At 66.0% G+C, this 24,594-nt stretch carries 25 protein-coding genes; 15 read left to right on the plus strand and 10 right to left on the minus strand.

The window, feature by feature from the left end; all coding sequences use genetic code 11:
* Positions 1–63: 63 nt before the first annotated feature.
* The 7 genes from GQE99_RS02730 to GQE99_RS02760 all read left to right on the plus strand — a co-directional run bounded on the left by GQE99_RS02730 (position 64) and on the right by GQE99_RS02760 (position 8,136).
* Positions 64–1,017, plus strand: coding sequence for an L-threonylcarbamoyladenylate synthase (locus GQE99_RS02730; RefSeq protein WP_161350049.1), 954 nt, complete (start codon positions 64–66; stop codon positions 1,015–1,017).
* A 195-nt stretch (positions 1,018–1,212) separates the two neighbouring features.
* Positions 1,213–2,637, plus strand: coding sequence for a circularly permuted type 2 ATP-grasp protein (locus GQE99_RS02735; protein ID WP_161350050.1), 1,425 nt, complete (start codon positions 1,213–1,215; stop codon positions 2,635–2,637).
* Between the two features lies 1 nt (position 2,638).
* Complete coding sequence (locus GQE99_RS02740; protein ID WP_161350051.1) at positions 2,639–3,574, plus strand: alpha-E domain-containing protein; 936 nt, start codon at positions 2,639–2,641, stop codon at positions 3,572–3,574.
* Positions 3,575–3,586: 12 nt separating this feature from the next.
* Positions 3,587–4,384 carry a transglutaminase family protein gene (locus GQE99_RS02745; protein ID WP_161350052.1) on the plus strand — a complete coding sequence of 266 codons (798 nt, stop codon included), beginning with the start codon at positions 3,587–3,589 and terminating at the stop codon, positions 4,382–4,384.
* A gap of 9 nt (positions 4,385–4,393) precedes the next feature.
* Positions 4,394–5,131 (plus strand): proteasome-type protease, encoded by a 738-nt coding sequence (locus GQE99_RS02750; RefSeq protein ID WP_161350053.1) that lies wholly within the window; start codon positions 4,394–4,396, stop codon positions 5,129–5,131.
* Positions 5,132–5,182: 51 nt separating this feature from the next.
* On the plus strand, positions 5,183–6,913 hold the full coding sequence (locus tag GQE99_RS02755) for a sensor histidine kinase (RefSeq protein WP_161350054.1): 1,731 nt from the start codon (positions 5,183–5,185) through the stop codon (positions 6,911–6,913).
* Positions 6,910–8,136, plus strand: coding sequence for a sigma-54-dependent transcriptional regulator (locus tag GQE99_RS02760; RefSeq protein WP_161350055.1), 1,227 nt, complete (start codon positions 6,910–6,912; stop codon positions 8,134–8,136). Before GQE99_RS02755 ends, GQE99_RS02760 begins: the two co-directional genes overlap by 4 nt.
* 170 nt (positions 8,137–8,306) lie before the next feature.
* Here the strand turns inward: GQE99_RS02760 and GQE99_RS02765 are convergent, their stop codons facing one another.
* Genes GQE99_RS02765 through GQE99_RS02775 form a run of 3 tightly spaced genes read right to left on the minus strand, consistent with a single transcriptional unit; the run spans position 8,307 to position 9,457 of the window.
* Positions 8,307–8,684, minus strand: a complete 378-nt coding sequence (locus GQE99_RS02765; protein ID WP_161350056.1) for a DUF1761 domain-containing protein — start codon at positions 8,682–8,684, stop codon at positions 8,307–8,309.
* Between the two features lie 10 nt (positions 8,685–8,694).
* Entirely contained in the window at positions 8,695–9,117 is a 423-nt protein-coding gene (locus tag GQE99_RS02770) for an SRPBCC family protein (RefSeq protein WP_161350057.1), read from the minus strand.
* Entirely contained in the window at positions 9,068–9,457 is a 390-nt protein-coding gene (locus GQE99_RS02775; protein ID WP_202530561.1) for an ArsR/SmtB family transcription factor, read from the minus strand. Before GQE99_RS02775 ends, GQE99_RS02770 begins: the two co-directional genes overlap by 50 nt.
* Positions 9,458–9,748: 291 nt before the next feature.
* Here GQE99_RS02775 and GQE99_RS02780 point away from each other — a divergent pair, with 291 nt between their 5' ends.
* The 4 genes from GQE99_RS02780 to GQE99_RS02795 all read left to right on the plus strand — a co-directional run bounded on the left by GQE99_RS02780 (position 9,749) and on the right by GQE99_RS02795 (position 14,342).
* Positions 9,749–10,759 (plus strand): DctP family TRAP transporter solute-binding subunit, encoded by a 1,011-nt coding sequence (locus GQE99_RS02780; RefSeq protein ID WP_161350058.1) that lies wholly within the window; start codon positions 9,749–9,751, stop codon positions 10,757–10,759.
* Between the two features lie 84 nt (positions 10,760–10,843).
* Positions 10,844–11,494, plus strand: a complete 651-nt coding sequence (locus GQE99_RS02785) for a TRAP transporter small permease (RefSeq protein ID WP_161350059.1) — start codon at positions 10,844–10,846, stop codon at positions 11,492–11,494.
* Positions 11,495–11,497: 3 nt separating this feature from the next.
* Positions 11,498–12,895 carry a TRAP transporter large permease gene (locus GQE99_RS02790; protein ID WP_161350060.1) on the plus strand — a complete coding sequence of 466 codons (1,398 nt, stop codon included), beginning with the start codon at positions 11,498–11,500 and terminating at the stop codon, positions 12,893–12,895.
* A gap of 505 nt (positions 12,896–13,400) precedes the next feature.
* Positions 13,401–14,342, plus strand: coding sequence for a phosphatase PAP2 family protein (locus GQE99_RS02795; protein WP_161350061.1), 942 nt, complete (start codon positions 13,401–13,403; stop codon positions 14,340–14,342).
* A 224-nt stretch (positions 14,343–14,566) separates the two neighbouring features.
* On the opposite strand, the gene GQE99_RS02800 is transcribed toward GQE99_RS02795, so the two are convergent.
* From GQE99_RS02800 to GQE99_RS02820, 5 genes are all read right to left on the minus strand, one after another.
* Positions 14,567–15,292 carry an ABC transporter permease gene (locus GQE99_RS02800; RefSeq protein WP_235917096.1) on the minus strand — a complete coding sequence of 242 codons (726 nt, stop codon included), beginning with the start codon at positions 15,290–15,292 and terminating at the stop codon, positions 14,567–14,569.
* A gap of 103 nt (positions 15,293–15,395) precedes the next feature.
* Positions 15,396–16,178: an ABC transporter ATP-binding protein gene (locus GQE99_RS02805; protein ID WP_161350063.1), complete on the minus strand. Its 783-nt coding sequence runs from the start codon at positions 16,176–16,178 to the stop codon at positions 15,396–15,398.
* Positions 16,179–16,238: 60 nt separating this feature from the next.
* The gene (locus tag GQE99_RS02810) at positions 16,239–17,243 is read right to left on the minus strand and encodes an ABC transporter substrate-binding protein (protein WP_161350064.1); all 1,005 of its coding nucleotides are present in this window, start codon (positions 17,241–17,243) and stop codon (positions 16,239–16,241) included.
* A gap of 521 nt (positions 17,244–17,764) precedes the next feature.
* Positions 17,765–18,445, minus strand: a complete 681-nt coding sequence (locus tag GQE99_RS02815; protein ID WP_161350065.1) for an NAD(P)H-binding protein — start codon at positions 18,443–18,445, stop codon at positions 17,765–17,767.
* Between the two features lie 27 nt (positions 18,446–18,472).
* Entirely contained in the window at positions 18,473–19,192 is a 720-nt protein-coding gene (locus GQE99_RS02820) for a DUF4386 domain-containing protein (protein ID WP_161350066.1), read from the minus strand.
* Between the two features lie 169 nt (positions 19,193–19,361).
* Here GQE99_RS02820 and GQE99_RS02825 point away from each other — a divergent pair, with 169 nt between their 5' ends.
* Positions 19,362–20,246, plus strand: a complete 885-nt coding sequence (locus GQE99_RS02825) for a LysR family transcriptional regulator (protein ID WP_235917087.1) — start codon at positions 19,362–19,364, stop codon at positions 20,244–20,246.
* 21 nt (positions 20,247–20,267) lie between these two features.
* Here the strand turns inward: GQE99_RS02825 and GQE99_RS02830 are convergent, their stop codons facing one another.
* Complete coding sequence (locus GQE99_RS02830) at positions 20,268–21,623, minus strand: cyclic nucleotide-binding domain-containing protein (protein ID WP_161350068.1); 1,356 nt, start codon at positions 21,621–21,623, stop codon at positions 20,268–20,270.
* 68 nt (positions 21,624–21,691) lie between these two features.
* Positions 21,692–21,898 carry a hypothetical protein gene (locus GQE99_RS02835; protein ID WP_161350069.1) on the minus strand — a complete coding sequence of 69 codons (207 nt, stop codon included), beginning with the start codon at positions 21,896–21,898 and terminating at the stop codon, positions 21,692–21,694.
* 172 nt (positions 21,899–22,070) lie between these two features.
* Between GQE99_RS02835 and GQE99_RS02840 the strand changes: the two genes are divergently transcribed.
* The 3 genes from GQE99_RS02840 (at position 22,071) to GQE99_RS02850 (ending at position 24,594) form a co-directional block, all read left to right on the plus strand.
* Entirely contained in the window at positions 22,071–22,469 is a 399-nt protein-coding gene (locus GQE99_RS02840; protein WP_328794034.1) for a DoxX family protein, read from the plus strand.
* Positions 22,470–22,564: 95 nt separating this feature from the next.
* Positions 22,565–23,851 (plus strand): hypothetical protein, encoded by a 1,287-nt coding sequence (locus GQE99_RS02845; protein WP_161350071.1) that lies wholly within the window; start codon positions 22,565–22,567, stop codon positions 23,849–23,851.
* Positions 23,851–24,594 carry a COG3904 family protein gene (locus GQE99_RS02850; RefSeq protein WP_235917088.1) on the plus strand — a complete coding sequence of 248 codons (744 nt, stop codon included), beginning with the start codon at positions 23,851–23,853 and terminating at the stop codon, positions 24,592–24,594. The genes GQE99_RS02845 and GQE99_RS02850 overlap by 1 nt, the downstream gene beginning before the upstream one ends.

Below are 24,594 nucleotides of genomic sequence, written 5' to 3' on the forward strand. Positions count from 1 at the left end.
CACGCTAGGCAGATGGTCGGAACCTAAGCCCAATCACCTGCGACACAAGGAAAACGCCGCGTCATGGAGCGCCCCATCGAGACCGAGACGCTGGCCCCCGACGAGGCCGGCATCGCACGGGCGGCCGCGCTGCTGCGCGACGGCGGGCTTGTGAGTTTTCCGACCGAGACCGTCTATGGCCTGGGCGGCGACGCCACCAACGATCGCGCGGTCGCGCGTATCTACGAAGCCAAGGGCCGGCCCCGCTTCAATCCGCTGATCGCCCACCTGCCCGACATCGACGCGGTGGACGGGATCGCCGAGCTCACCGGCAAGGCGCGCGACCTGGCGCAGGCCTTCTGGCCCGGCCCCCTGACGCTGGTCCTGCCGATCCGGCCCGACGCGGGGCTGTCGCCGCTGGTGAGCGCCGGGCTCACCACCGTCGCGATCCGCGTGCCCGACCACCCGCTTGCGCAGAAACTCCTGCGTGCGGTCGGGCGGCCGGTCGTCGCGCCCTCGGCCAACCCGTCGGGCCGCATCAGCCCGACGCGTGCCGACCACGTCCTGGCCGGCCTGTCGGGGCGGATCGACGCGGTGCTCGACGGCGGCCCGTGCAGCGTGGGCGTGGAGAGCACCATCGTCGGCTTCGACCCCACCCCGGTGCTCCTGCGCCCCGGTGGGCTGCCGGAAGAGGCGATCGCCGAGGCCCTGGGCGCGCCGCTCGCCACCCGGGCCGAGGACGCCGCGATCACCGCCCCGGGTCAGCTGTCGTCGCATTACGCGCCCGCCGCGCGCGTCCGGCTGAACGCCGCGAGCGCCCGGCCCGGCGAGCGGCTTCTCGGTTTCGCGGATGTCGACGGCGACATGAACCTGTCGCCCTCCGGCGACCTGGTGGAAGCGGCCGCAAACCTCTTCGGCATGTTCCACGCGCTCGACGCCGAAGGCGACGCCCCGATCGCGGTCGCGCCGATCCCCGAGAAAGGGCTCGGCCGCGCGATCAATGACCGGCTGCGCCGGGCGGCGGCGCCCCGAGACTAGGTGTCGAATGGCGCTGTGCGCCATCCGATCCGGGGGGCGGGGGAGGCGCTGCCTCCCCCGCACCCCCTCCGGCGTATTTGTCGAAAGATGAAAGGGATGCCGAGCAGTGCCCAAATATGAGGCAGTTCGCCCCTTGCGGTGCCCGCAAGCGTGCAAAGAGTTTGTGGTTACATCTTTGGGCGCTACAGTCGGGGCATGAGCGACGACAAGATTTTCGACGAGATGTGGGGCCGCGACGGGCTGCTTCGCGATCCATACAGCGAATTTCAATCCTGGTTCGATGCCGAAGACAACGCGCGGCTCAAGGCCAAGCAGCGCGAGGCGGACGAGCTGTTCCGCCTCTCGGGCATCACCTTCAACGTCTACGGGCGCGAAGAGGCCGAGGAGCGACTGATTCCCTTCGACATCGTGCCGCGCATCATCGCCGCGCGCGAATGGCAGAAGCTGTGCCGGGGGATCGAGCAGCGCGTGCGCGCGATCAACGCGTTCCTCAACGACATCTACGGGCGCCAGGAAATCATCAAGGCCGGGCGCCTGCCCGCCGAGATGATCGCGAAGAACGAGGCGTTCCTGCCGCAGATGATCGGGGTGCATCCGCCCGGCGGCGTCTACACCCACATCGTCGGCATCGACCTGGTGCGCACCGACGACAACCAGTTCTACGTGCTCGAGGACAATGCGCGCACGCCGTCGGGCGTGAGCTACATGCTCGAGAACCGCGAAACCATGCTGCACATGTTTCCCGAGCTCTTCGCGCGCAACCGGGTGCAGCAGGTCGCGACATACCCGGCCGACCTGCGCCGCTCGCTCGCGGCCTGTGCGCCGCCGGCCGCCGACGGCCCGCCCACCGTCGCGGTGCTCACGCCGGGGATCTACAACTCGGCCTATTTCGAACACTCGTTCCTGGCCGACCAGATGGGCGCCGAGCTTGTCGAGGGGCACGACCTGCGGGTGATCGACGGGCGCGTGGCGATGCGCACGACGCGGGGCTACCAGCCCATCGACGTGCTCTACCGCCGGATCGACGACGATTTCCTCGACCCGCTCAACTTCAACCCGGAAAGCCAGTTGGGCGTGCCCGGGATCATGGACGTCTACCGCGCGGGCGGGATCACCATCGCCAACGCGCCGGGGGCGGGTATCGCCGATGACAAGGCGATCTACAGCTACATGCCGGAGATCGTGGAGTTCTACACCGGCGAGCGGCCGCTGCTGAAGAACGTCCCCACGTGGCGCTGCTCGGAAAAGGAGAGCCTGCAATACGTGCTCGACAACCTCTCCGACCTGGTGGTCAAGGAGGTGCACGGGTCCGGCGGCTACGGGATGCTGATCGGCCCGACCGCCTCGAAGAAGGAAATCGCGGCGTTCCGCAAGAAGCTACAGGCGCGGCCGGGCAACTACATCGCCCAGCCCACGCTTTCGCTGTCCACGGTCCCGATCTTCAACCGCGCCGGGCTCACACCCCGGCACGTGGACCTGCGGCCCTTCGTCCTCGTCTCGCCCGACGGGATCAACATCACGCCCGGCGGGCTGACCCGCGTGGCGCTGAAGAAGGGGTCGCTGGTCGTGAACTCCTCGCAGGGCGGCGGGACCAAGGACACCTGGGTGCTGGAGGACTGAGATGCTGGGCAAGACGGCGAACGGCCTCTACTGGATGTACCGCTACCTGGAGCGCGCCGAGAACACCTCGCGCCTGATCGAGACCGGGCAGCGCATCGGTCTGACCCGGTCGGGCACGATGGAATGGGGCTCCGTGATGCAGACCGCGGGCGTGGCCGAGGGCTATGCCGCCTACCGCGGGGAGGTGACGCAGGACCAGGCGATCGACTGGATGCTGCGCGACACCGACAACCCTTCCTCGGTGGCCTGCGCGATTTCCGAGGCGCGCCAGAACGCGCGCATGGTGCGCACCGCGCTCACCAACGACGTGTGGGAGGCGATGAATGCCTGCTACATGCGATCCAAGGACCTCTTCGCGCGCAAGGTCAGCGAACGCGACCTGCCCAACGTTCTCAAGGCCATCCGGCAGCGCACGGCGCTGGTGCGCGGGGCGACCCACGGCACCATGCTGCGCAATGACATCTACGATTTCGCGCGCATCGGCACCTTCCTGGAGCGCGCCGACAACACCGCGCGCATCCTCGACGTGAAATACTACGTGCTCCTGCCGTCGGTCTTCGCCGTTGGTTCGACCATCGACAACGTGCAGTGGGAAACCATCCTGCGCTCGGTCTCGGCCTCGGGCGGGTATCGCATGGCCTACGGCAACCAGAACAACGCCCGCGACATCGCGAAATTCCTGATTCTCGACAAGCGGATGCCGCGCAGTCTGGGGTTCTGCGTGTCGAAGATCCGCGACAACCTGAACTACCTGGCGAGCGATTACGACACGCGGCTTCCGGCCCACGACATCGCCGATCAGCTGGCCAACCGCCTGTCGTCGCACGACATCGACGAGATCTTCGAATACGGTCTGCACGAGTACATCCAGAGCGTGCTGAACGCGATCGGGGAGCTGGGGCGCCAGATCGAACAGGATTACCGTTTCTACGTATAGGGTGACGCGCGCATGAGGCTGAAGATCAAACACACGACCCGCTACAGGTTCGGCGAGCCGGTGACCTACGGCCTGCAACAGCTGCGCAAGATCCCCAAGAGCAGCCACCAGCAGACCGTGATCGACTGGTCCACCCGCGTGGAGCACGGCAAGCGCGAAGTGGTGTTCGAGGATCATCACCACAACACGGTCGAGCTGATCTCGATCGACCGGGACGCGACCGAGGTCGCCGTGATCTCGGAAGGCGAGGTCGAGGTCGAGGATTCGGGCGGCATCGTCGGGCGCCACCCGGGCCCCTCGCCCCTTTGGCTCTACGAGCGCTCCACGCCGCTGACCAAGGCGGGCTCCGGCTGCCGGGCGCTCATCCGCCAGGTCGAGGGCGAGACGGACCTCGAGCGCCTGCACAGCCTGATGCGGGTGATCCGGGACGCGGTCACGTACGAGAAGGGCGACCCGGACACCAGCCGCACTGCCGAGGACGCGGTGGCCGACGGGCGCGGGGTCTGCCAGGACCATGCGCATATCTTCGTCGCCTGCGCGCGCGAAATGGGCTTCGCGGCGCGCTACGTCTCGGGCTACCTGATGATGAACGACCGGATCGAGCAGGAGGCGACCCACGCCTGGGCCGAGGCATACGTGGACGCGCTGGGCTGGGTGGGGTTCGACGTTTCCAACGGACAATCGCCGGATGCACGCTACGTTCGTGTTGCCACCGGGCTCGATTACACCGAAGCTGCGCCGGTCGTCGGTTCGCGCATCGGCGGCGCGACCGAAACGCTGGACGTTCAGATCCAGGTGGCGCAGCAGTAAAGGGCCCCCATGACCTATTGCGTTGGCATGATGCTCGACCGCGGGCTTGTCATGATGTCCGACACGCGGACCAATGCCGGTGTCGACAACATCTCGACCTTCAACAAGATGCACACCTGGGAAGTGCCGGGCGAGCGCGTCTTCATCCTGATGTCCGCCGGCAACCTGGCCACGACGCAGGCGGTTATGTCCACGCTCGACGAGCGCACCAAGGCGCCGGAGCACCGCGCGCCCTCGCTGCTCGAGACGCCCTCGATGTTCCAGGCGGCGCGGCTCGTGGCCGAAACGCTGCGCGACGTGATCGCGGCGCATGAAAGCGCAGGGCCCACCGGCGACAGCCCGTTCAGCGCGACCCTGATCCTGGGTGGCCAGATCGACGGCGGGCCGCCGCGGCTTTTCATGATCTACCCCGAGGGGAACTTCATCGAGGCGGGACCGGACACGCCGTTCTTCCAGATCGGCGAAACCAAGTACGGCCGCCCGATCCTCGTGCGCGCCTACGACCCGGAGATGAGCTTCGAGCGCGCGTTGAAGCTTCTGCTGGTCAGCTTCGATTCGACCCTGAAGGCCAACCTGTCGGTGGGCCTGCCCTTCGATTTCCAGCTCTACGAAACCGACACGCTCCAGCTGGGCCACCGCTCGCGGATCAACGCGGACGATCCCTATTTCCACGAGATCTCCTCGGAATGGGGCGAAGCGCTGAAACAGGCCCTGGATTCGCTGCCGGATTTCAAGCTCGACACATGACAGCGCGGCGGGCCCGGCCTATGATGGCCGCTGCCTGAAGGACCGCCGCCCATGAAACGCCTTGCCATCTTCGTGCTCGCCGCTGCGCTGCTCGCCTCCAGTGTCGGCTGGGTGGTGTATCGCGACGCGCTCGACCGGCTCACCGAACGGGGCGAGGCGGACCTGTCGCTGGCAGCCGACCGCGTGACCGGGCAACTCCTGCGCTACCGCGAACTGGCAGTGGTGCTGTCGCGTCACCCCGATCTAGAGCGTCTGCTGATCTGGGGCGGCTCGCAGGCCGCGGCGGGCGAGGTGGTACAGGGCATGGCCGACATGACCGGGGCCTCGGACGTGGCGGTGGTCGATCGCACCGGTCGCGTGGTGGCCGGCAGCCTCGACAGCGCGGTGGCGCGCAACCCGGCCGATGCGCCGCTGGCGCGTGCCCTGAACGGGGCGCTGGGCACCACGAACGAGATCGCGCCCTCCGCGCGCGGCCAGCGCCGGTATTTCGCCTTTGCCGCCCCGGTGCGCGATGCCTCGGGCAGCGTCATGGGCGCTGTCATGACCCGCGTCTCCGTCGCCCAGATCGAGGACAACTGGCCCGGCGACGCGCCGCCCGTCTTCTTCACCGACGACGAGAACCGGGTGTTCATCACCAACCGCTCTGACCTGATCCTCGCGAACCGGGCGGACGGGCTGCCCGCCCACAGCGAAGGGATCGTGGCCGGGCGCGAGATCTGGCGCTTCGACGGGGACCGCTACCTTCCTTCGCGCGCCATCCACCTGGCCCGCGACCTGCCCGCGATCGGGCTGACCGCCGAGATCCTGATCGACAGCGCCGGCGCGCTGGCCGACGCGCTCATGTGGGGCCTGATCGCGGGCGGCGCGCTCCTGACCTTCGGGGCGATCCTGTTCTTCGTGCAGCAGAAACGGGCGGCCCTGGCCGACCGGCTCGCGGTCGAGGCGGCGGCGAACGCCCGGCTCGAAGCGCGCGTGGCCCAGCGCACCAAGGCACTGACCGCCGCAAACGCCGACCTGCGCCGCGAGGTCGGCGAACGCAAGGAAGCCGAAGCGGCGCTCAAACGGGCGCAGGACGAGCTGGTGCAGGCGGGCAAGCTGTCGGCGCTGGGACAGATGTCGGCCGGGATCAGCCACGAGCTGAACCAGCCCCTGATGGCGATCCGGTCCTTCGCCGAGAACGGCGAGCTGTTCTTCGACCGCGGCAAACCCGAGGCGGCGCGCGCGAACCTCGGCCGGATCTCGGAACTCGCGCGGCGCATGGGGCGCATCATCCAGAACCTGCGCGCCTTCGCCCGGCAGGAAAGCGGTCCTGTCACCGACGTGGACCTGGCCGCGATCGTGGATGCCGCGCTGGAGATGACCGCCGACAAGCTCGCGCGTCACGAGGTGACGCTGACTTATGACCGGCCCGAGGGCCCGGTGATGGTGCGCGGCGGCGAGGTGCGCCTGCAGCAGGTGGTGGTCAACCTTGTCTCGAACGCGGTCGACGCGATGACGGACACGGCGCCCCGCCACATCACCCTGTCGCTCGACGCCGGGCCCAAGTCGGTCCGCTTGCAGGTGCGCGACAGCGGCCCCGGCATCGCCGACCCCGACCGCGTGTTCGACCCGTTCTACACGACCAAGGAAGTCGGCCAGGCCGAGGGGATGGGGCTGGGTCTGTCGATCTCCTACGGGCTGGTGCAGAGCTTCGGCGGCGCGATCCGTGGCGCCAATCACCCCGACGGCGGCGCGGTCTTCACGGTGGAACTGGTGCCCGCCGGGCTGGAGGCCGCGGCATGACGCGGCGCGTGCTTCTCGTGGATGATGACGGTGCGGTGCGCGAGGCGCTTGGCCAGACGCTCGAGCTTGCCGACCTGGAACCGGTGCTCGCCGGCAGCTACATCGAGGCGAAGGACCACGTGACGGCCGGTTTCCCGGGCGTCGTGGTGACCGACATCCGCATGCCCGGCAAGGACGGTTTCGCGCTTCTCGACTATGCCCACGGAATCGACCCGGAGCTCCCCGTCATCCTGCTCACCGGCGAGGGCGACATCCCGACCGCCGTGCGCGGCATGTCGGAGGGGGCCTTCGATTTCCTCGAAAAACCCTGCGCCCCGGCGGACCTTCTGACGGTGGTGGAAAAGGCGCTCAAGACCCGGGCCCTCGTGCTGGAAAACCGCAACCTCAAGGCCCAGGTCGAGGCGGGCGACGCCGCCGCGCGGCTCTTGCGTGGCACCTCGGCCCTGGCCGAGAAGATGCGCAACGACGCCCGCACCGTGGCGCGCACGATGGCCGACGTGGTCATCACCGGTGAGCCGGGCGTGGGCACCGCGAAAATGGCCGAGGTCATCCACCTGCTCTCCGCCCTGTCGCGCGGGCCCTTCGTGAAGATCGCCGGTGCCGGGCTGACCCCCGACAGCCTTGCCGCGACGTTCGAGGAGGCCGAGGGCGGGTCGATCTTCATCGACGAGGTCGGCGGCATGAGCCAGAACGCGCAATTCGCGCTTCTGGAACGGCTGGAGCAACCCGCCGCGCCCAGGGTGATCGCCGGCACCTACCACGACCTGGCCGAGATGGCCGATCGCGGCGTGTTCAACCCCGACCTCTATTACCGGCTGGAGGCTGCCCGGGTACACATCCCGCCGCTGCGGGAGCGACGCGAGGATATCCCGGTGCTCTTCCGCCACTACGTCGCCATCGCCTGCGAACAGGCCGCGCTGCCGGTGCCGGAGGTCCCACCGGAGGCGATCCAGCGCCTGATGGGCCAGGACTGGCCGGGCAACGCGCGCGCGCTGATGAACGCCGCGATGCGCTACGCGATGGGGCTGGCGGAGCCGGATGCCGAGGGCGGGCTGGGTCTGGCCCAGCGGATGGCCGAGGTCGAGCGCGCCTTCCTGATCGAGGCGCTGCGCGATCACGGTGGCCAGGCGACCGGGGCGGCGCGCAGTCTGAAGCTCCCGCGAAAGACGTTCTACGACAAGCTGGCGCGCCACGGAATCCGGGCGGAGGATTATCGGGCCTAGGCGGCTGACGGACCGGTTTCCGTCAGGATTTCAGCAACAAGCTTACCCCAATCCCTGAAACCAAAGGACTCCAGTTTTCCGGTTTTCCGGAAAACTGGTTTTCAAATGGGGTGCGGACTCCAGCCCTGTGCCCGGGTCCCATACGGTCGACGCCACCGGGCGCTTGCCCGTCAAAGCACCACCTGCGCTCCGATCATCAGTGCGCCATTCGCCAGCACGTAACCCGCGTCCACCGCCGTCGCGCCGCCGGTCTTCTGGCTGAACAGGTCCATGCCCGCCACGAAAAGCGCCACCGTCACCGTGATGCCGGCAGCGAACCCAAGCGCGCCTGCCGTTTCAGCGATCCCCACCATGACCGCGAGCGCGAACGTCGCCAGCAATTGCATCACCATAGCCAGGACGGGCGGGCTCTCGGGCGGTTGAAGGCTGTGACTGCCGGTCGACCAGGCGCGACCGAACATCTTCGGACTGAACCACACCATGCCAAGCCCGAAGGCCAGAACCGTGCCCAGCGCCACGGCCCCCCAGTCCATCATCGCGATATCCATCCCGTCCCCCTCAGCGCAGCGTTTCGTCGAGCGCGGCAAGGATCGCGCCCCACCCGCTTTCGTGATTGTCGCGCGATTCCGCGTCCGGGAAGCGCACGTGGGTCAGCACGACCCGGGTCTTGTCGCCCTCCGGCTCGAACGTCAGGGTCACCGTGCTGTTCTCGGCCGAAAACGGGCTTTCCCACGTGAACACGATCCGGTCGTGGGGCGAGATTTCGCGGTACTCGCCGGAATGCGGTATCTCGTCGTCGCCCGCCTGCATCGTGATTTCGAACCGCCCGCCTTCGCGCGCCTCGGATGTGGCGTGCGGCACGCTCATCCCCGGGGCCGGCACCATGAACCGGGCAAGCAGTTTCGGGTCCAGCCACGCGTTGAACACGCGTTCACGCTCGGCGTCTATGACGCGTTCTACGGTCAGGCTCAGGTCGGTCATCTTCAGGGTCCTCCTTGGACAGGATGCCGTCGAGAGCCTCGAGGCGAAGCTCCCAGATGGATCGAAGTTCCGCGAACCATGCGTCGATCAGGGACAGGGGCCCCATGTCGACTTCGATCAGGTGTTCGCGCCACTCGGTCCGGCGTTTCACGAGCCCGGCCCGCTCCAGCGCCTTGATGTGCTTGGAGACGGAATTGAGGCTCATATCGAACCGGCTGTGAATATCCGTCACCCGCAGCGGGCCCTGCTGCGCAAGCAGCGTCAGGATCGCCCGCCGGGTCGGATCGCTGGCGGCCTTCAGGATCGTGCTCAGCGACTCGTCGTCCATTCGTTCAACCATATAGGTGAATAATATTGGGGCCGACGCTCAGTCAACCAAAAAGATGAATGAGTGGGACCGCCGAAGTGTGCGATTTTCCGCACACCGGCCAAATATTCGCGTGCGGAAAATCGCACAATGCAGCCCGGGCATTTGGCACGAAGCTCGCAGGACCACGGAAATATTCACCATTTTTCAATGCATTGCGCCTTCAATCTCTCCGGGCGCAATCAACGCTTGCCGCCCCGTCGCCCGCCCCGCCAGATACCGGCAGACCCCGATCGGGGTCGGGAGATACATGGAGGAGACCACATGAAAATCCTGACGACCGCGCTCACCGCGGCCACCTTCGCCGCCGGCACCCTTGCCGGCACCGCCGCCCTCGCCGCCTGCGACGACGGCGAAATGGTGATCAAGTTCAGCCACGTCACCAACACCGACAAGCACCCCAAGGGCATCGCCGCGAACCTGCTGATGGAACGGGTGAACGAACAGATGGACGGGACCGCCTGCATGGAGGTCTACCCGAACTCCACGCTCTACAACGATGACCAGGTGCTCGAAGCCATGCTTCAGGGCGACGTGCAGCTCGCCGCGCCGTCCCTGTCGAAGTTCGAGACGTTCACCAAGGTGTTCCGCATCTTCGACCTGCCCTTCATGTTCAAGAACATGGACGCGGTCGAGGAGTTCCAGCAATCCGACGCCGGGCAGGACATGCTCGACTCGATGACTCGCCGCGGGCTCCAGGGCCTCGCCTTCTGGCACAACGGGCTCAAGCAGTTCTCGGCCAACAAGCCGCTTCTGATGCCCGAGGACGCCGCCGGCCTGAAGTTCCGCGTGCAGCCGTCCGACGTGCTGGTCGCCCAGATGGAAGCGCTCGACGCCTCGCCGCAACCGATGGCCTTCTCCGAGGTCTACGGCGCGCTGCAGACCGGCGTCGTCGACGGGCAGGAGAACACCTGGTCCAACATCTACGGCCAGAAATTCTTCGAGGTGCAGGACGGCGTCACCGAAACCAACCACGGCCTGCTCGACTACCTCGTCGTGGCCAGCGTCGACTGGCTCGACAGCCTGGATGACGCGACGCGGGAGCAGTTCCTCACGATCCTCGACGAGGTCACGACCGAGCGCAACGCGGCGATCGCCGAAGTCGACGCCGAGAACCGGCAGGCGATCCTCGACGCCGGCGGCACGATCCGCGAACTGACGCCGGAGCAGCGCGCGGCCTGGGTCGCGGCGATGAAGCCGGTCTGGGAACAGTTCGAAGGTGACGTCGGCGCCGAAAACATCGCCGCCGCGCAGGACATCAACGAAAGCATGTAATCCATGCGCCCCGGGCGGCGCGGGTCCACCCCGCGCCGCCCCTTTCGCAGTTTCGGGCCAGGCCCGTCGGGGGGGAGAGGAACAATGACCGCACCGGGACACCGCCGGGGCTTCGAGGAAACGGCCATCGCCGTCATCCTGGGCCTCATGACCACCGTGACCTTCGTCAACGTGGTCCTTCGCTACGGCTTCAATGAATCGCTGATCTGGGGCCTCGAAGTCACCCTGATCCTGTTCGCCTGGCTCGTGCTCTTCGGCATCAGCTACGGCGTGCGCGTGACCATGCACCTGGGCGTCGACGCGATCACCGGGATGCTTCCCTCACGCCCGCGCCGCATCCTCGCGCTGGTTTCGGCCGCCATCTGCCTCGTCTACGCCGCGCTCCTCATGAAGGGCGCCTGGGACTACTGGGCCCCCTACGCCGGCCTGTGGCAGACCGAGGGGCGCTGGTTCCCGCTGGGGTTCGACGAGAACACCCGCGACCGCGCGTTCTTCGTGACCGACCAGGTCCCGATGCCGGGGTTCCTCAAGTTCCTCGAGGACTGGATCAACTTCGGCGAGGAATACGACAAGCTTCCGCGCGTCATCCCCTACGCCATGCTGCCCATCGGGATCGCGCTCCTGCTGTTCCGCTTCATCCAGGCCACGATCCGCATCATCCGCGGCCAATCCGACAGCCTCATCGTCTCCCACGAGATGGAAGACGATGTCGACTCCGCCCGCCTGGAGGACTGATCCATGGAAGTCGCACTCCTTTTCGTCCTGATCATCGGCCTGCTGCTGATCGGCGTGCCCATCGCCGTGTCGCTGGGCGTCTCGTCGATCCTGTTCCTGCTCCTGTTCTCGGACACCTCGCTCGCCTCGGTGGCGCAGAGCTTCTACCAGGCGATGGCGGGCCACTACACGCTGCTCGCGATCCCGTTCTTCATCCTGGCGTCGTCCTTCATGTCGACCGGCGGCGTGGCCCAGCGCATCATCCGCTTCGCCATCGCGGTGGTCGGCCACCTGCGCGGCGGGCTCGCCATCGCCGGCGTCTTCGCCTGCATGCTCTTCGCCGCGCTCTCGGGGTCGTCGCCGGCCACCGTGGTCGCCATCGGCTCGATCGTCATCGCGGCGATGCGGCAGGTGGGCTACACCAAGGATTTCGCGGCCGGCGTGATCGCGAACGCGGGCACGCTGGGCATCCTCATCCCGCCGTCCATCGTGATGGTGGTCTACGCCTCGTCGGTCGAAGTCTCGGTGGGCCGGATGTTCCTCGCGGGCGTCATCCCGGGCCTGCTGGCCGGTGCCATGCTGATGGTCGCGATCTACGTCATCGCGCGCATCCGCAACATGCCCAAGGGCGAATGGGCCGGCTGGGGCGAGATCTGGAATTCGTTCCGCGACGCGGTCTGGGGCCTGCTCCTGATCGTCATCATCATGGTCGGCATCTACGGCATCCCCGGCGTGACCGGCGCGATCTTCACCCCGACCGAAGCCGCGGCGGTCGCCTCCATCTACGCCTTCATCGTCGCGACCTTCGTCTACCGCGACATGGGCCCGCTGGCCGAGGCCAACAACGACGGCACGAAGAAGTCGCTCCTGTCCAAGCCGCAGGCCATCGTCACCGCGCTGTGGCACCGCGACACCCGCGACACGCTCTTCGACGCGGGCAAGCTGACGATCACGCTGATGTTCATCATCGCCAACGCGCTGATCCTGAAACACGTGCTGACCGACGAGCAGATCCCCCAGCAGATCGCCAACGCGATGCTCTCGGCGGGCTTCGGCAAGATCATGTTCCTGATCGTGGTGAACGTCATCCTGCTGATCGGCGGCCAGTTCATGGAGCCCTCGGGCCTCATCGTGATCGTCGCACCCCTGGTCTTCCCCATCGCGATCGAGCTGGGCGTCGACCCGATCCACCTCGGGATCATCATGGTCGTGAACATGGAGATCGGGATGATCACCCCACCGGTTGGCCTCAACCTCTTCGTGACCTCCGGCGTGGCCGGGATGCCGATGATGAAGGTGGTCAAGGCGGCGCTTCCGTTCCTCGCCATCCTCTTCGCCTTCCTGATCCTGGTGACCTACGTACCCTGGATCTCGACCTGGCTGCCGACAAGCCTCATGGGACCCGAGATCATCACGAACTAGGCGCACCATCCAAAATGCGAGAAGGGCCGGGTCGCTCCCGGCCCTTTTGTCGTCGCCCCGATCCCCTTCATCGTTCCCGAAATACTTCGGGGGTGCGGGGGCGGAGCTCGAAAGTCATTTACGCCCACATTCAACGGCAAACCGGTCGGCCTGAAAAAGTGGAGAGCACCAACTGAGGAACCAGGGGGTGTTCTATGTCCAAAGCGAAACGACCGACGCCGGAATTTCGGCGGAAAGCGGTGCGACTGGCGCTGACGAGTCAATCTGCTCCACACCTGCGTGTTCGACACCGATTGAGGCCTTACTCCCTTCGCTATTGGCGCTCGTTTCCTGGTCACAATTCTCAGAGATCGCTCTCCACTTTGTCTTAAAGAATTCGACAGTGTTTTATCAAGCAAGTGCCACACCGTCGCCTCATTTCGCCGCGATGGGTGCCCTTTGAAATGATTTTAATGGTGGTGTTATGAGCATTTTGTTTAGATCGAGCATTATATACTTAAGCATAATGCTTCTGATTACCGCTCTGCTGAACAACGACTTCGCGGCTGCTTTTAACGCGTTTTCTGGAACGATCATTGACGAACTTAAAAAGATGTCTGGGTTGCTGTTCAAGCTGTGGTGGGCAATACCCCTCGCAGCTCTTGCCTTGGGGCCCAAAAGGTCCATCGATCGCCTGGTTCCAACTCTTTACGTCACAGCCAGCGCAGTCGTTTTGCAGGTCGGCTTCATTTTCGCGAAATGCACCATTCCGCAGCTTGTTCCGTTCTATGCGGACGAAGCACTAATTCAGTTGGATCAGGCGATCCTATTCGGCAATCACGCATGGGAGCTGAGTCACAGGATCACTCCTGAGGCGCTCGCGGCGTGGTTTCACACGCTTTATCTGCCTGTCTGGATGTTCGCAGCCTTGGCGTTCCCGATCTTGGTTGTCGCGACTGACCCTGATATTCGCCGCGCCCGCCGCTTCACTTGGATCTTTTTCGGGTCATGGCTCGTGATTGGCAATATCCTCGCCACACTCGGCTCATCGGTCGGACCCATCTATATTGACCGGATGACCGGCGGAGATACATTTGCTGAACTTCATGCCGCTCTCATGTCGAAAGATTGGCTTACGTCACCGATAGGCCAAGTTCAGGACCGCCTGTGGAGGGTATCTTCAAGCACTGATGTCATTGAAATATCGGCCATCTCGGCTTTTCCGTCTATGCATGTCGCTGTGGCTACGGTGGTAGCTCTCTATCTTCAGGAGCGATCACGCATTCTTGCAGTGATGGGCTGGTCGTTTTTCGCAATGATTGTCTGGATTTCGATTTACTCTGGCTACCACTATATTTGGGATGCCATTGTGGCGACCGCCATAGTCTGGTGCGCCAACTGGTTTTGGAAGAAGCGCGAAGAAGCCGCAAATGTGGCGGAGCCAACCAAGACGTCGTGGTGTGAATGATCCGGAAAAGGAGGCTCACTCCCAAAGTATCAGGCTAACGCCTGACGCAGATGCACCTGACGGAATGGCTGCCGAGATCCAGATGGATCTCGGCAGTTGGCTTTCTGGGGCAGGCCATGCGACAGACATCGCCAAGCGCTTCGCGAACGATCCGCAAATGACGGTTGAGGTGGGGGCAGCGCCCCCGCGCGGATCGCCGCGGGCACCGCCCGCGGCGAAACCGCTCAGCCCGGCGACCGCTCCGCCCAGCCCGCGAAGATCTTCTCGAGCGCGACGATCACGTAGTAGAGCACGATCCCCAGCACGGCGAGCGCGATGAGCACGGCGAACATCAGGGGGTAGTCCGAGTTGGTCTTGCCGCTGTCGAACAATGCACCGAGCCCCCGTCCGTGGGGCGACACGATCTCCATCAGGTTCGTGCCGATGAAGGCCAGCGTCACCGCAACCTTCAGCGCGCCGAAGAACTCCGGCAACGTCTTGGGCAACGCGATCTTCCAGAAGATCGTCGCCTGGCTCGCGCCCAGCGCACGCAGGATGTCGCGGTATTCCGGCTCCAGCGTCGACAGGCCGATGCTCACCGACACGGCGATCGGGAAGAACGAGATCATGAAGGCGATCAGGATCGTGTTGAAGTCGTGCGCACCCACGAAGAGCAGCGCCACGATCGGCACCACGGTCGCCTTGGGGATCGCGTTGAAGCCCACCAAAAGCGGGTAGAGCGCGTCCCGCATCAGCCGCGAGAAGCCCATGATCATTCCGAGCAGAAGCCCGACGATCACGGCGAGGATCAGGCCCACGACGGTCCGCCAGAGCGTCTGCCAGCCGTACTTGATGAAAAGACCCCAGTAATCGGCATAGGCCTCGGGCAGGTCCGAGGGCGACGCCATGACGTAGTCGGGCCAGTCGTTGACCCAGACCAGGAACTCCCACAGCGCCACGAAGATCACCATCGCGATGATCGGGGCGAGGAAGGCCCGGGAGGTGAGGAATTTCGCGATCGAACCGCCGGTCGAGCGCGGCTTCATGTCCGGAACGTAAGCCATGTCCGCCTCCTCACGCCGCCGCGCGGCCCTGGGCCACTTCGATCTGGTGGCGCAGGATGTTGAGCATGTCGGCCGCCTCGGCCGTGTAGAGATGATCGAGATCGCGCGGCCCGGTGTTGGGCACGTCCAGCACGTATTGCGTGCGCGCGGGCCGCTGGCTGAGCACCACCACCTGGTCGGCGAGGAAGATCGACTCGCGCAGATCGTGGGTGATGAGCACGCCGGTGAAGGGCTCTTCCTCCTTCACCTTGTGCATCGTCTGCCAAAGGTCCTCGCGGGTGAAGGCGTCGAGCGCACCGAAGGGTTCGTCGAGGATCAGCACCTCGGGCTTGTGAACGATCGACCGGCACAGGCTGGCGCGCTGCCGCATGCCGCCCGACAGCTCGGAGGGGCGCTTGTCGCCGAAACCCTCGAGCCCCACGAGTTCCAGCAGGTAATTCGCCCGCTCGCGCTGCTCGGCCTTCGACATCTTGGTCGCGACGATCTCCAGCGGGAGCATGATGTTTTCCAGGATCGTGCGCCATTCCAGCATCACGGGGTTCTGGAACGCCATGCCGACGGTGGAGCGCGGACCCGAAACCAGCTCGCCGTGCAGCATCACCTTGCCCTCGTCGGGCTTCATCAGCCCGGCCACCAGCCGGGTCAGCGTGGACTTGCCGCAGCCCGAAGGGCCGACGACGGCGACGAAGCCCCCCTCGTCCACCGACAGCTCGAGCCCGTCGAGCACAGGAAGCGGCCCCGCCGGGGTCTTGTAGGCGTGGCGCACGCCCTCGATCTTGATCATGGGATACATCTGCCCTGCCCCTTTTTTCTTGGTGCGGACGCGGGGGACCGGCCCCCGCGCCCGATCGTGTCATTCCAGCGCGAAGCCGCCTTCGGGCAGGTAGGCCTCGGTGAAGTAGAGTGAGATGTCCGGGTCGGTCTCGAATTCGTAGGTCGTGCCGATCTGGGTCACGGCATTCTCCATCCGCGCCTCGTCGATCGCGCCGAAGCCGTTCTCGGCGACGTAGTCGGTCATCACGTTCGCATCGATGGCCAGCTGCAGACGCCGCTGCTCGAGGTCGGCATCCGCCGCCGGGTTGCGCTCGATCAGGCTCTCGATGGCACCCGCCGGATCGGCGATCGCATCCTTCCAGCCCTTCGCCACGGCCTCCAGGAACCCTTCGATGATCTCCGGGTTCTCGGCGGCGTAATCGGTGTTGACGATGATCGCGTTGCCGTAAAGGTCCACGCCGTAGTCGGCCATCAGGAGCGTCGTGATATCGTCTTCCGGCACGTCGAGGCGCACGAGGTTGAGGTAGGACGAGAAGCTGAAGCCGGTGATCGCGGCCACGTTGCCCTCGGCCAGCATCGGCTCACGGGTCGGAAAGCCCACGGGTTCGACGGTGATCTGGTCCATGTCCAGGTCGTTCTCGGCCGCGAAGATCGGGAACTGCGCCCAGGCGCCGTCCGGCGGCGGCGCGCCCAGCACCTTGCCCATCAGATCGGCGGGTTCCTCGATGCCCAGGGACTTGCGCCCGATCACCGCGAAGGGCGGCTTGTCGTAGACCATCATCGCCCCGATGACCGGCGCGCCGGGGTTCTGGTCGAGGAACTTGATGACCGAGTTGATGTCGGCGAAGCCCACCGGGAAGGCACCCGTGGCGATCTTCGGGATCGCGTCGAGCGACCCGGAGCCGGCAGAGATTTCGACCGACAGCCCGGCCTCTTCGAAATAGCCCTTGTCGATGGCGACGAAATACGGGGCCGCGGGGCCTTCGAACTTCCAGTCGAGCGCGAACGGAACCTCGGTCTGGGCCGAAGCAGCGCTGCCGAGAAGCACGGAGGCCGCGGCGGTCAGGATGGCGCGATGAAACACGATTGAGTCTCCCTTTGTTTTCAAAGCCTCGGAAGGGTTGAGTCAAACGGCGGGGGCGGTCCAGAATTACCGCCCGGAATCCCCGGCCCCGAGGTCGTTGCTGTGTGAATGATCTAATTCCATGCGACCTTGCCCAATCAATAGGCAATTCAACGTCCCCACCGGCAAATGCACCCGTGTTGCGCGTTGGGGCGGCTTGGCCCGGGGTGATTTCGGAAACAAAAAACCGCCCGGGCATCGTCGTGGGGAGGAGGTCACGACGCACGACCGGGCGGCTTTGATCGTAAGATCCCGAGGTTCGGGATTACAATTTATGCGGATAAATCCATCCGCCTGATCTACAGATAACCTGCCCTGCTGCCCGTTCAAGAGACAGCATGCCGCATCGGGGAAAATTTCTCTGCAATGCAGAATTCGCCTGCCTGTTGTGCAGGCGCCGGGGCCGGATGCCCCGGATCGGGCAGCGCGATGCAAAAGACCCCCGTCACCGGGGGCCTTCGCCTTGGCCATATTGGTCCCTGTCAGGCCGCATGCGCCGTGGCCGAGGCCGAGACCCGGCTGACGATGGCCGGGGCCTTGTGGACCAGGCTGTCGTCGGTCAGCGCGCGGACCATGAACAGCGCGAAATCCGTGCGCCGGGTCAGGTTCGAAGCAAGGCGCGGGTCCTGCACGTGTTCGGCCCAGATCGGCAGCCCCTGGCTTTCACCTTCCTCGAGATCCGATCCCCGCACGACGGTCCAGAGCCGGTTCGAGGCGAAGATCGCGTCGGTCGCCCGGTACTGGTCGTCGACGTCCAAGAGGCGGGTGAACCGGGCCAGTTTCGCGATGGCCAGCGCCGCCTTCATCCTGAACCCGTAGTGGTCCCGGCCGTCCATCGTGATGTGCCAGCCGCAGGAGAAGACAAGCCGGGCGCCCGGATCGGCGAAGGCGAGCACGGCCTTCGCGGTGCCGGAGGCGTAATCGTCGACCCCCCACGGGACCAGCACGGTGAGGACCCCGTCGCAGCCCTCGACGGCCTTGCGGATCACCTCCCGGTCGTTTGTGCGGCCCGGAAAGATCTTGATGCGGCCTTCGAAGCGGGCGAGCTTGCCGACGCTCTCCGGGCGGCAGACCCCCTGGACCTCGTAGCCCATCTTCAGGGCGTGTTCGGTCATGTACTGACCCAGCTTGCCGGAGATGCCGATGATGCAGATGCGTTTCATGGGTTCGGTTCCTTTCACGTTCGGGGATCAGGCCGCGGCCAGCGCCGGGTTCAGGGGGGCGGTGTCCTTCGGCCCGCGGAGGGCGAGCCAGAGGGCGAAGCCGACTTCGGACAGGGTGACGATGGCGAGGAAGCCGATGCGCAGGGTTCCGAACCAGTCGGCCTCGGGGAAGGCGAAGCTGTAGAGGCTGTCGAAGACGTAGCCGAAGCTGCCCACGATCAGGCCGTAGCCAAACAGCCGCGGCACCAGCCCGGACTTCAGCACGAGCGTGCCCAGCAGCATCAGGTGCATCCAGAAGAACGCCTGCCAGACCCAGACACCGGCATGGTGGATTTCGAGCATCAACCCGGCAAGCGCATTGCGGATGTCGTCCGAGGCCGCGATTTCGCCCGTGGCCAACCCGGTCAGGCCCGCTTGGAAGAGAAGCATCGCACCCATCACGGCCACCATGCCGAAGCGGGCCAGCATGGCTGCGAAAGCCAGCGTTTCGTTGGTGCGGCGGAAGATCTGGTAGAGCATGGTCATGGTCATGACCTCGATCAGCATCACCAGCACGTCCGCGCCGATACCGGCGTTGTAGAGCCCGCGCCGGGCAACGAGCGTTTCCATCGTCGTGGCCGGATCGCCGGTGACGATCTGGCTGGGCACGTATCCGATGGCGAAGGCGCCGAAGATGGCGATGGAGAAATAGAAGGCGCCTGTCAGGCGGCCGTAGGCGCGGGAGGTCGGATCGTTGAAGGCTTTCATGGCGTGGTCCTTTCGGCACAGGGGCATCGGTCCGGCGCGAAGGGGCGCGCCGGTCGAGAGGCTGTTTCGTTTGAATGTTGGTCGGCCGCGTTGGCCGGTGAGAGTTTTATAGCTCGCGGACTACATCAACAAAATTGACCAATATCGTGGAATTGATATGCATATCCGCATGGATTGGAAAAACGTCAGCTTCGACTGGAACCGCGCCCGCGCCTTCCTTGTGACGGCCGAGGAAGGCTCCCTGTCGGCTGCCGCCCGTGCCCTCGGGCTCGCGCAGCCCACCCTTGGCCGGCAGGTCGAGGCGTTGCAGGAGGAGCTAGGCGTCACGCTCTTCGAACGCGCGGGGCGGGGTATGCAACTCACCCCGGCGGGCCACGCGATGATCGAACACGCCCGCGCAATGGGCGCGGCCGCGGGGCGGCTGTCCAACGTCGCCTTCGGGCAGAACGACACGATGGAAGGGCCGGTCACGATCAGCGCGTCGGATGCCTACGCCGGGCTGCTCCTGCCCCCGATCATCGCGCGCCTGAACGCGGCCGAGCCGCGCATCGAGGTCAACGTCGTCGTGTCCAATACCGCCTCGGACCTGCTCCGGCGCGAAGCCGACATCGCCATCCGCAACTTCCGCCCCGAAGAACCCGACCTCATCGCGCGCAAGGTGCGCGACGCCACCGCCCGCATGTTCGCGACGCCGGGTTACATCGCCACGTTGGGCGACGTGCGAAGCTACGCGGACCTGGCCCACGCCCGTTTCGTCGGGCCCGAGCGCGGCGGGCTTTTCCTGTCGGTCCTGCAGCAGCGCGGCGTGCCGATCACGGAGGACAACGTCCCGATACACACCGCGAACTTCCTCGTCATGTGGGCACTGGTGAAGCAGGGGATGGGGGTCGGCATGCTCGACGACCGGATCGGCGACGCCGATCCGGCGGTGGAGCGGGTCTTCGAGGAAGAGGCGCCGCTCGCGTTCCCCATCTGGCTCGCGGCACACCGCGACATCCACCAGAACCGGCGGCTGCGTTTCGTGTGGGATTTCCTCGCCGACGCGCTGCGCTAGGCCGCGCGCCGGCTGATCGCATCACGCGTTGTCGGCACGCCGCAGGTCAGCGATGCGCATGACCTGCTGCATCGTCGCCTCGGACCGGAACTCCCCCTCGCCCGGGTTCATGAGGTCCGCGAAGGTCACCGCGTCGATCACAAGGCAGGAGACATAGCCCTGCGCGATCGCCGTTGCCGACCGCGGCTTCCCGTCCAGAAGCCCCATCTCACCCAGCAGCGCGCCGTCGCGGAGTTCCGCGACCGTCTTCTCGCCGGGACCGCCATGGTCGATCACGATGTCCACCTTGCCTTCCTTGATCAGGTAGCAATGGGTCGCCGGATCACCCTCTTTCAGCACCAGGTCGCCCTTGTGGAACACCACGTCCTGCACCTTCTGGCTCAGCCGCGTGACCTCGTCGATCGAAAGCTCCTTGAAGGTCTGCTCCAGGTAGCGCGAGCGCAGCTTGCGCAGCTCGACGAGGAACCCGATCACCGTCGGGACGGTGATGGCGAGGTTGTAGCCCATGTGAAGCGTCGCGCGCCCCGGCATCCCGTCGAAGCCGGTCAGCTGCTCGAACAGGCCGTTGTTGGCCATGAGACCGAACTTGCCGCCCGCCTGGTAGAAATTGAGCATCGTTTCGACCTGCCCCGCGGGCACCGCCATGTAGCTGTTTCCCGACACCGGCACGGTCGCCCAGAGCTGCTGGACCCCCGGCCAGAGAGGAGCCTGGTCGAAGTAGTAGAAATAGGTGATCGTGAGATGCTCGAGCGCGTGCCAGCTCAGCGCCAGGAGCGCGACGTAGAGCCAGACGTTGCGCGGGAAGAAGAGCAGGACCATGCCGGTCCCGAAATACCCCACGAGCTCCCACACCAGGTGGACGACCTCGAGGTCGAGCTGTCCGAAGACGGCGCAAGCAGCCGGACCGACGATGTAGTCACCGTTGGCATCGAGCAGCGGCATGCCGTCCGCGCCCGCCTTGGCGATGCGCTCCACCGAGTAATAGCTCGGCTCCGCCGCCAGCGTGCGCAGGCCCATCTCGATCGCCCGCCCGGCGTTCTCGATCGTGTCCACCGGCGGCGGACAGGCGACGGTGCCGTTCAGGACGTTGAGCTGGATCACCTGGATCAGGTGCTCGGCGAAATGGCCGATCTGGAGCACTGTGAACAGGCCCAGCACCGCGATCATGGAGTAATTCTTGACCTTCCAGATCCCCTCGAACATAGCGAGCGGAATCCAGGGCAGGAGCGTGTAGAACGCGATCAGGTAAAGCGGCTCTCCCCCCACGATCGCGTTGATCTGAAGGACGTACGAAATGAGGGCGGTCACGAGCACGACCTGAAGGCTCACGCCCTCGAACCGGAAAAAGCGTCGGAACTGGGTCACCAGCTGGGACATGGATCAAACCTCGCGGAGAAAAGGGACGCTCGAAGCGTCGAAAAGAACGGCGGCGCTGTGGGGGTGCCTCACCCCTCGTCCCCCATGGCGCGGGCGCGCCGGCGGATCTGGACGGTCAGGAACCCCGTCGTGCACAGGACGAGTGCCAGCACGACGGCGAGCACCGGCCACTTGGACAGCCAATCATCGGCCCCGAACCCTTCACCGACCCCGCCGGCCGCCGCGAACGCGCCGGCAGGCATGAGGCCGAATACCGGCAAAAGAAAATTCCGCACGCGCTCAATCTCCTGACAAAAAATGACTTTCTTTGCGCAGCCTAGCCGCCTCACGCGTGATCACGAAGCGAAAAGGCCGGCCCGGGCGCATTTGGCCATAGGCGGGCATTCGCATACCCGCGGCGAAGTGGTTGTGGTTCCTCACTGACTTTGCGAACAGAACGGCATGTCCATGATCCTGAATTTCATCGGCCGTTTCCTGATTGCACTCCTCTTCATCGGGGGAGCGGTGCAGAAGGTGATGGACCCGACCCAGGCGACCGAGATGGTCACGGGGCTGGGCCTGCCCGCGTGGCTCGTCTGGGCCGCGGCCGGGTTCAACGCCGTGGCGGCGGTGGCGCTGATCACCGGGCCGGGCGTGCGGTTCTGGGCGCTGGCACTGGCCGTCTACTGCCTGTGCACGAGCTACTTCCACTGGGACCTGCGCGAGGACCCGTGGCAGCTGACGATCATGGTCAAGAACTGGGCGATCGCAGGCGGGCTTCTCATCCTCGCCTCGCAGGGCCCCGGCGCGACCCTCGGGACCGGCCGACGCGCGGCCAGCAGCGGGTTCCAGCCCGACAAGAAGTAGGCGAAAGGCCGCTATTTCGGCCCGCCTGCGTTGCCTGACCCCCTGCCCGCCCCTAGATTGATGGGGTTTAAGGCATTTTCCGGTGGGGGACTCCCGTGACCAAGGACGATCAGGCACACGCGCCGGAGCGCGAAGGGGCGCGCTACGCGCGGGAGCTTCGCGGACACCTGACCTGGCTCGACAGCTTCACCGGCGTGGCGCTCGGCGTGCTCGCGGCGGCCTCGGGCATCTATACCTACCTCGGTGTGCGCTCGCTTCTGGACGAAACCGGCGCGTGGACCACCTTCGCGGCCCTGTCCTATTCGCTGGCCGTGTCGGTCGGCATCTTCGTCTTCTGGTCGTTCATGATGCGGCTCCTGCCCGCGATGCGCAGCGCCGCCTCGCGCATCGGGCTTCTCCTGTCGATGGCGCTGGGGTCCGTGGCGATCGTGGCGATGTCCTCCTGGCTCAACGCCGCGGCGCTGGCCGGGGCGGCGGCAGTTGAACAGCACCTCGCGCACACCGTGCAGGCCTACCAGACCGCGCTGGAGCGCGCCCATTCCAAGACGATCGCGGGCCAGGCGCTGGAGCGCGACGTCGCCCGCGCGCGCGAAACCTTTCAGGACCTGTCGGCGCAGGAGGATGAGGGGAACCTCTCCGGCCTTGCCGGCCGGGGCGCCGTGTTCCGCGTGCTCACCCAGAAATCCGCCGAGCTCGAAGGGCTGGAACAACAGATCGCAGAGCAGGAAGAGGCCGTCGAGGCCGCTTTCCAGCAGGGCAACGCGGTGCTCAGCCGGATGCGCGCCCTGTCGGTCGAACCGGGCGCGGTCGAGGGCCGGTCGGTCCGCTTCGCGGAAGAGGCCGTGCGCCTGTCCGGGCTGATCGCGGAGCTGCGCCAGCTCAATGTCGCGCCGCTGGTGGCCCGCGCCGCCTCGGACCTGCGCGACAGCGTGGTGCTTCCCGATCTCGACGCCGGATCGGCCGAGGGGCGCGCCAACCAGCAATCGACAATCGAAAGCGTGCTCGTGCTGCTCGCCGACCGGGCCACGACGCTCGAGGCCGCCGCGGCCGAGGTTCAGGCACTGCCGGACGCGCAGGAGATCGAATACACGCCCCTTTCGGCCGCCGACGCGGTCATCCGCTATGCCGGCAATTTCGTGCCATCCTGGGCCGGGGCGATCGCCATCGACCTGTTGCCCGCGGTGCTCGTCTTCGTGCTCATGGTGACCCATGCGGCGATCCGGCAGGGCCAGGGCGTGCGCACGATCGAGGACACGATGACCGTGGCCGAGATGCGCGCGGCCCTCGACGCCGCCCGCGCCTTCGACATGCACCCGCACACGCCCGATCCGACCCCGCCGGAGGAAGACGGCAAGACCCGCCACGTGCGTGCGGTGGACTGATGACCGATATGCCGGACAGGAGCCCGGGCGGCATCCGCAAGGCGATCACAGCGATCGTCGGCGTACAGGTGGCCATCGCCGCCGCGCTGCTCTTCACCGACCTGCGCGACACGCTGCCGCGCAGCGACCCGTTGACCCGCGAACGGCCGGCGGGCCCGTCGACGCGCCCCTATTCGCCGGATCGGTCCCCGGCCTCGATGCCCGGTGGCGGACCCGAAACGGGGCCGATGCCCGAGCGCCTGGAAATCTCCGGCGAAGGATCGACGATCACGCTTACGGGCCAGATCGCCTGGGGCGACGGCGCACGGATCGGGCAGGAACTCTCCACCCGCGCCTCGGCCGGGCAGGACGTCACGCGCATACGGCTCGACAGCACCGGCGGCTCGGTCGCGGATGCACTCGAGATCGGCGAAACGATCCGCGCGGCGGGCATCGACACCGAGGTGGGCGACAACGGCGTCTGCCTGTCCGCCTGCCCCTATGTCTTCGCGGGCGGCGTCGCGCGCGATGTGGCCGCGACCGGACAACTCGGCGTGCACCAGCATTATTTCGGGGAGAGCACGATCCTGCCCGCTTTCATGGCGGTCGAGGACGTGCAACGCGGTCAGGCCGAGGTCATGTCCTACCTCGCGCGCATGGGGATCGCGCTGGGCGTCATGGAACATGCGATGCGCACGCCGCCCGACCAGATCTACCTGTTGTCGCGCGAAGAGATGACCGACTACGCCTTCGTGACCGAGTAA

Source organism: Maritimibacter harenae (genome assembly GCF_009882975.1).
GTDB classification, from domain to species: domain Bacteria; phylum Pseudomonadota; class Alphaproteobacteria; order Rhodobacterales; family Rhodobacteraceae; genus Maritimibacter; species Maritimibacter harenae.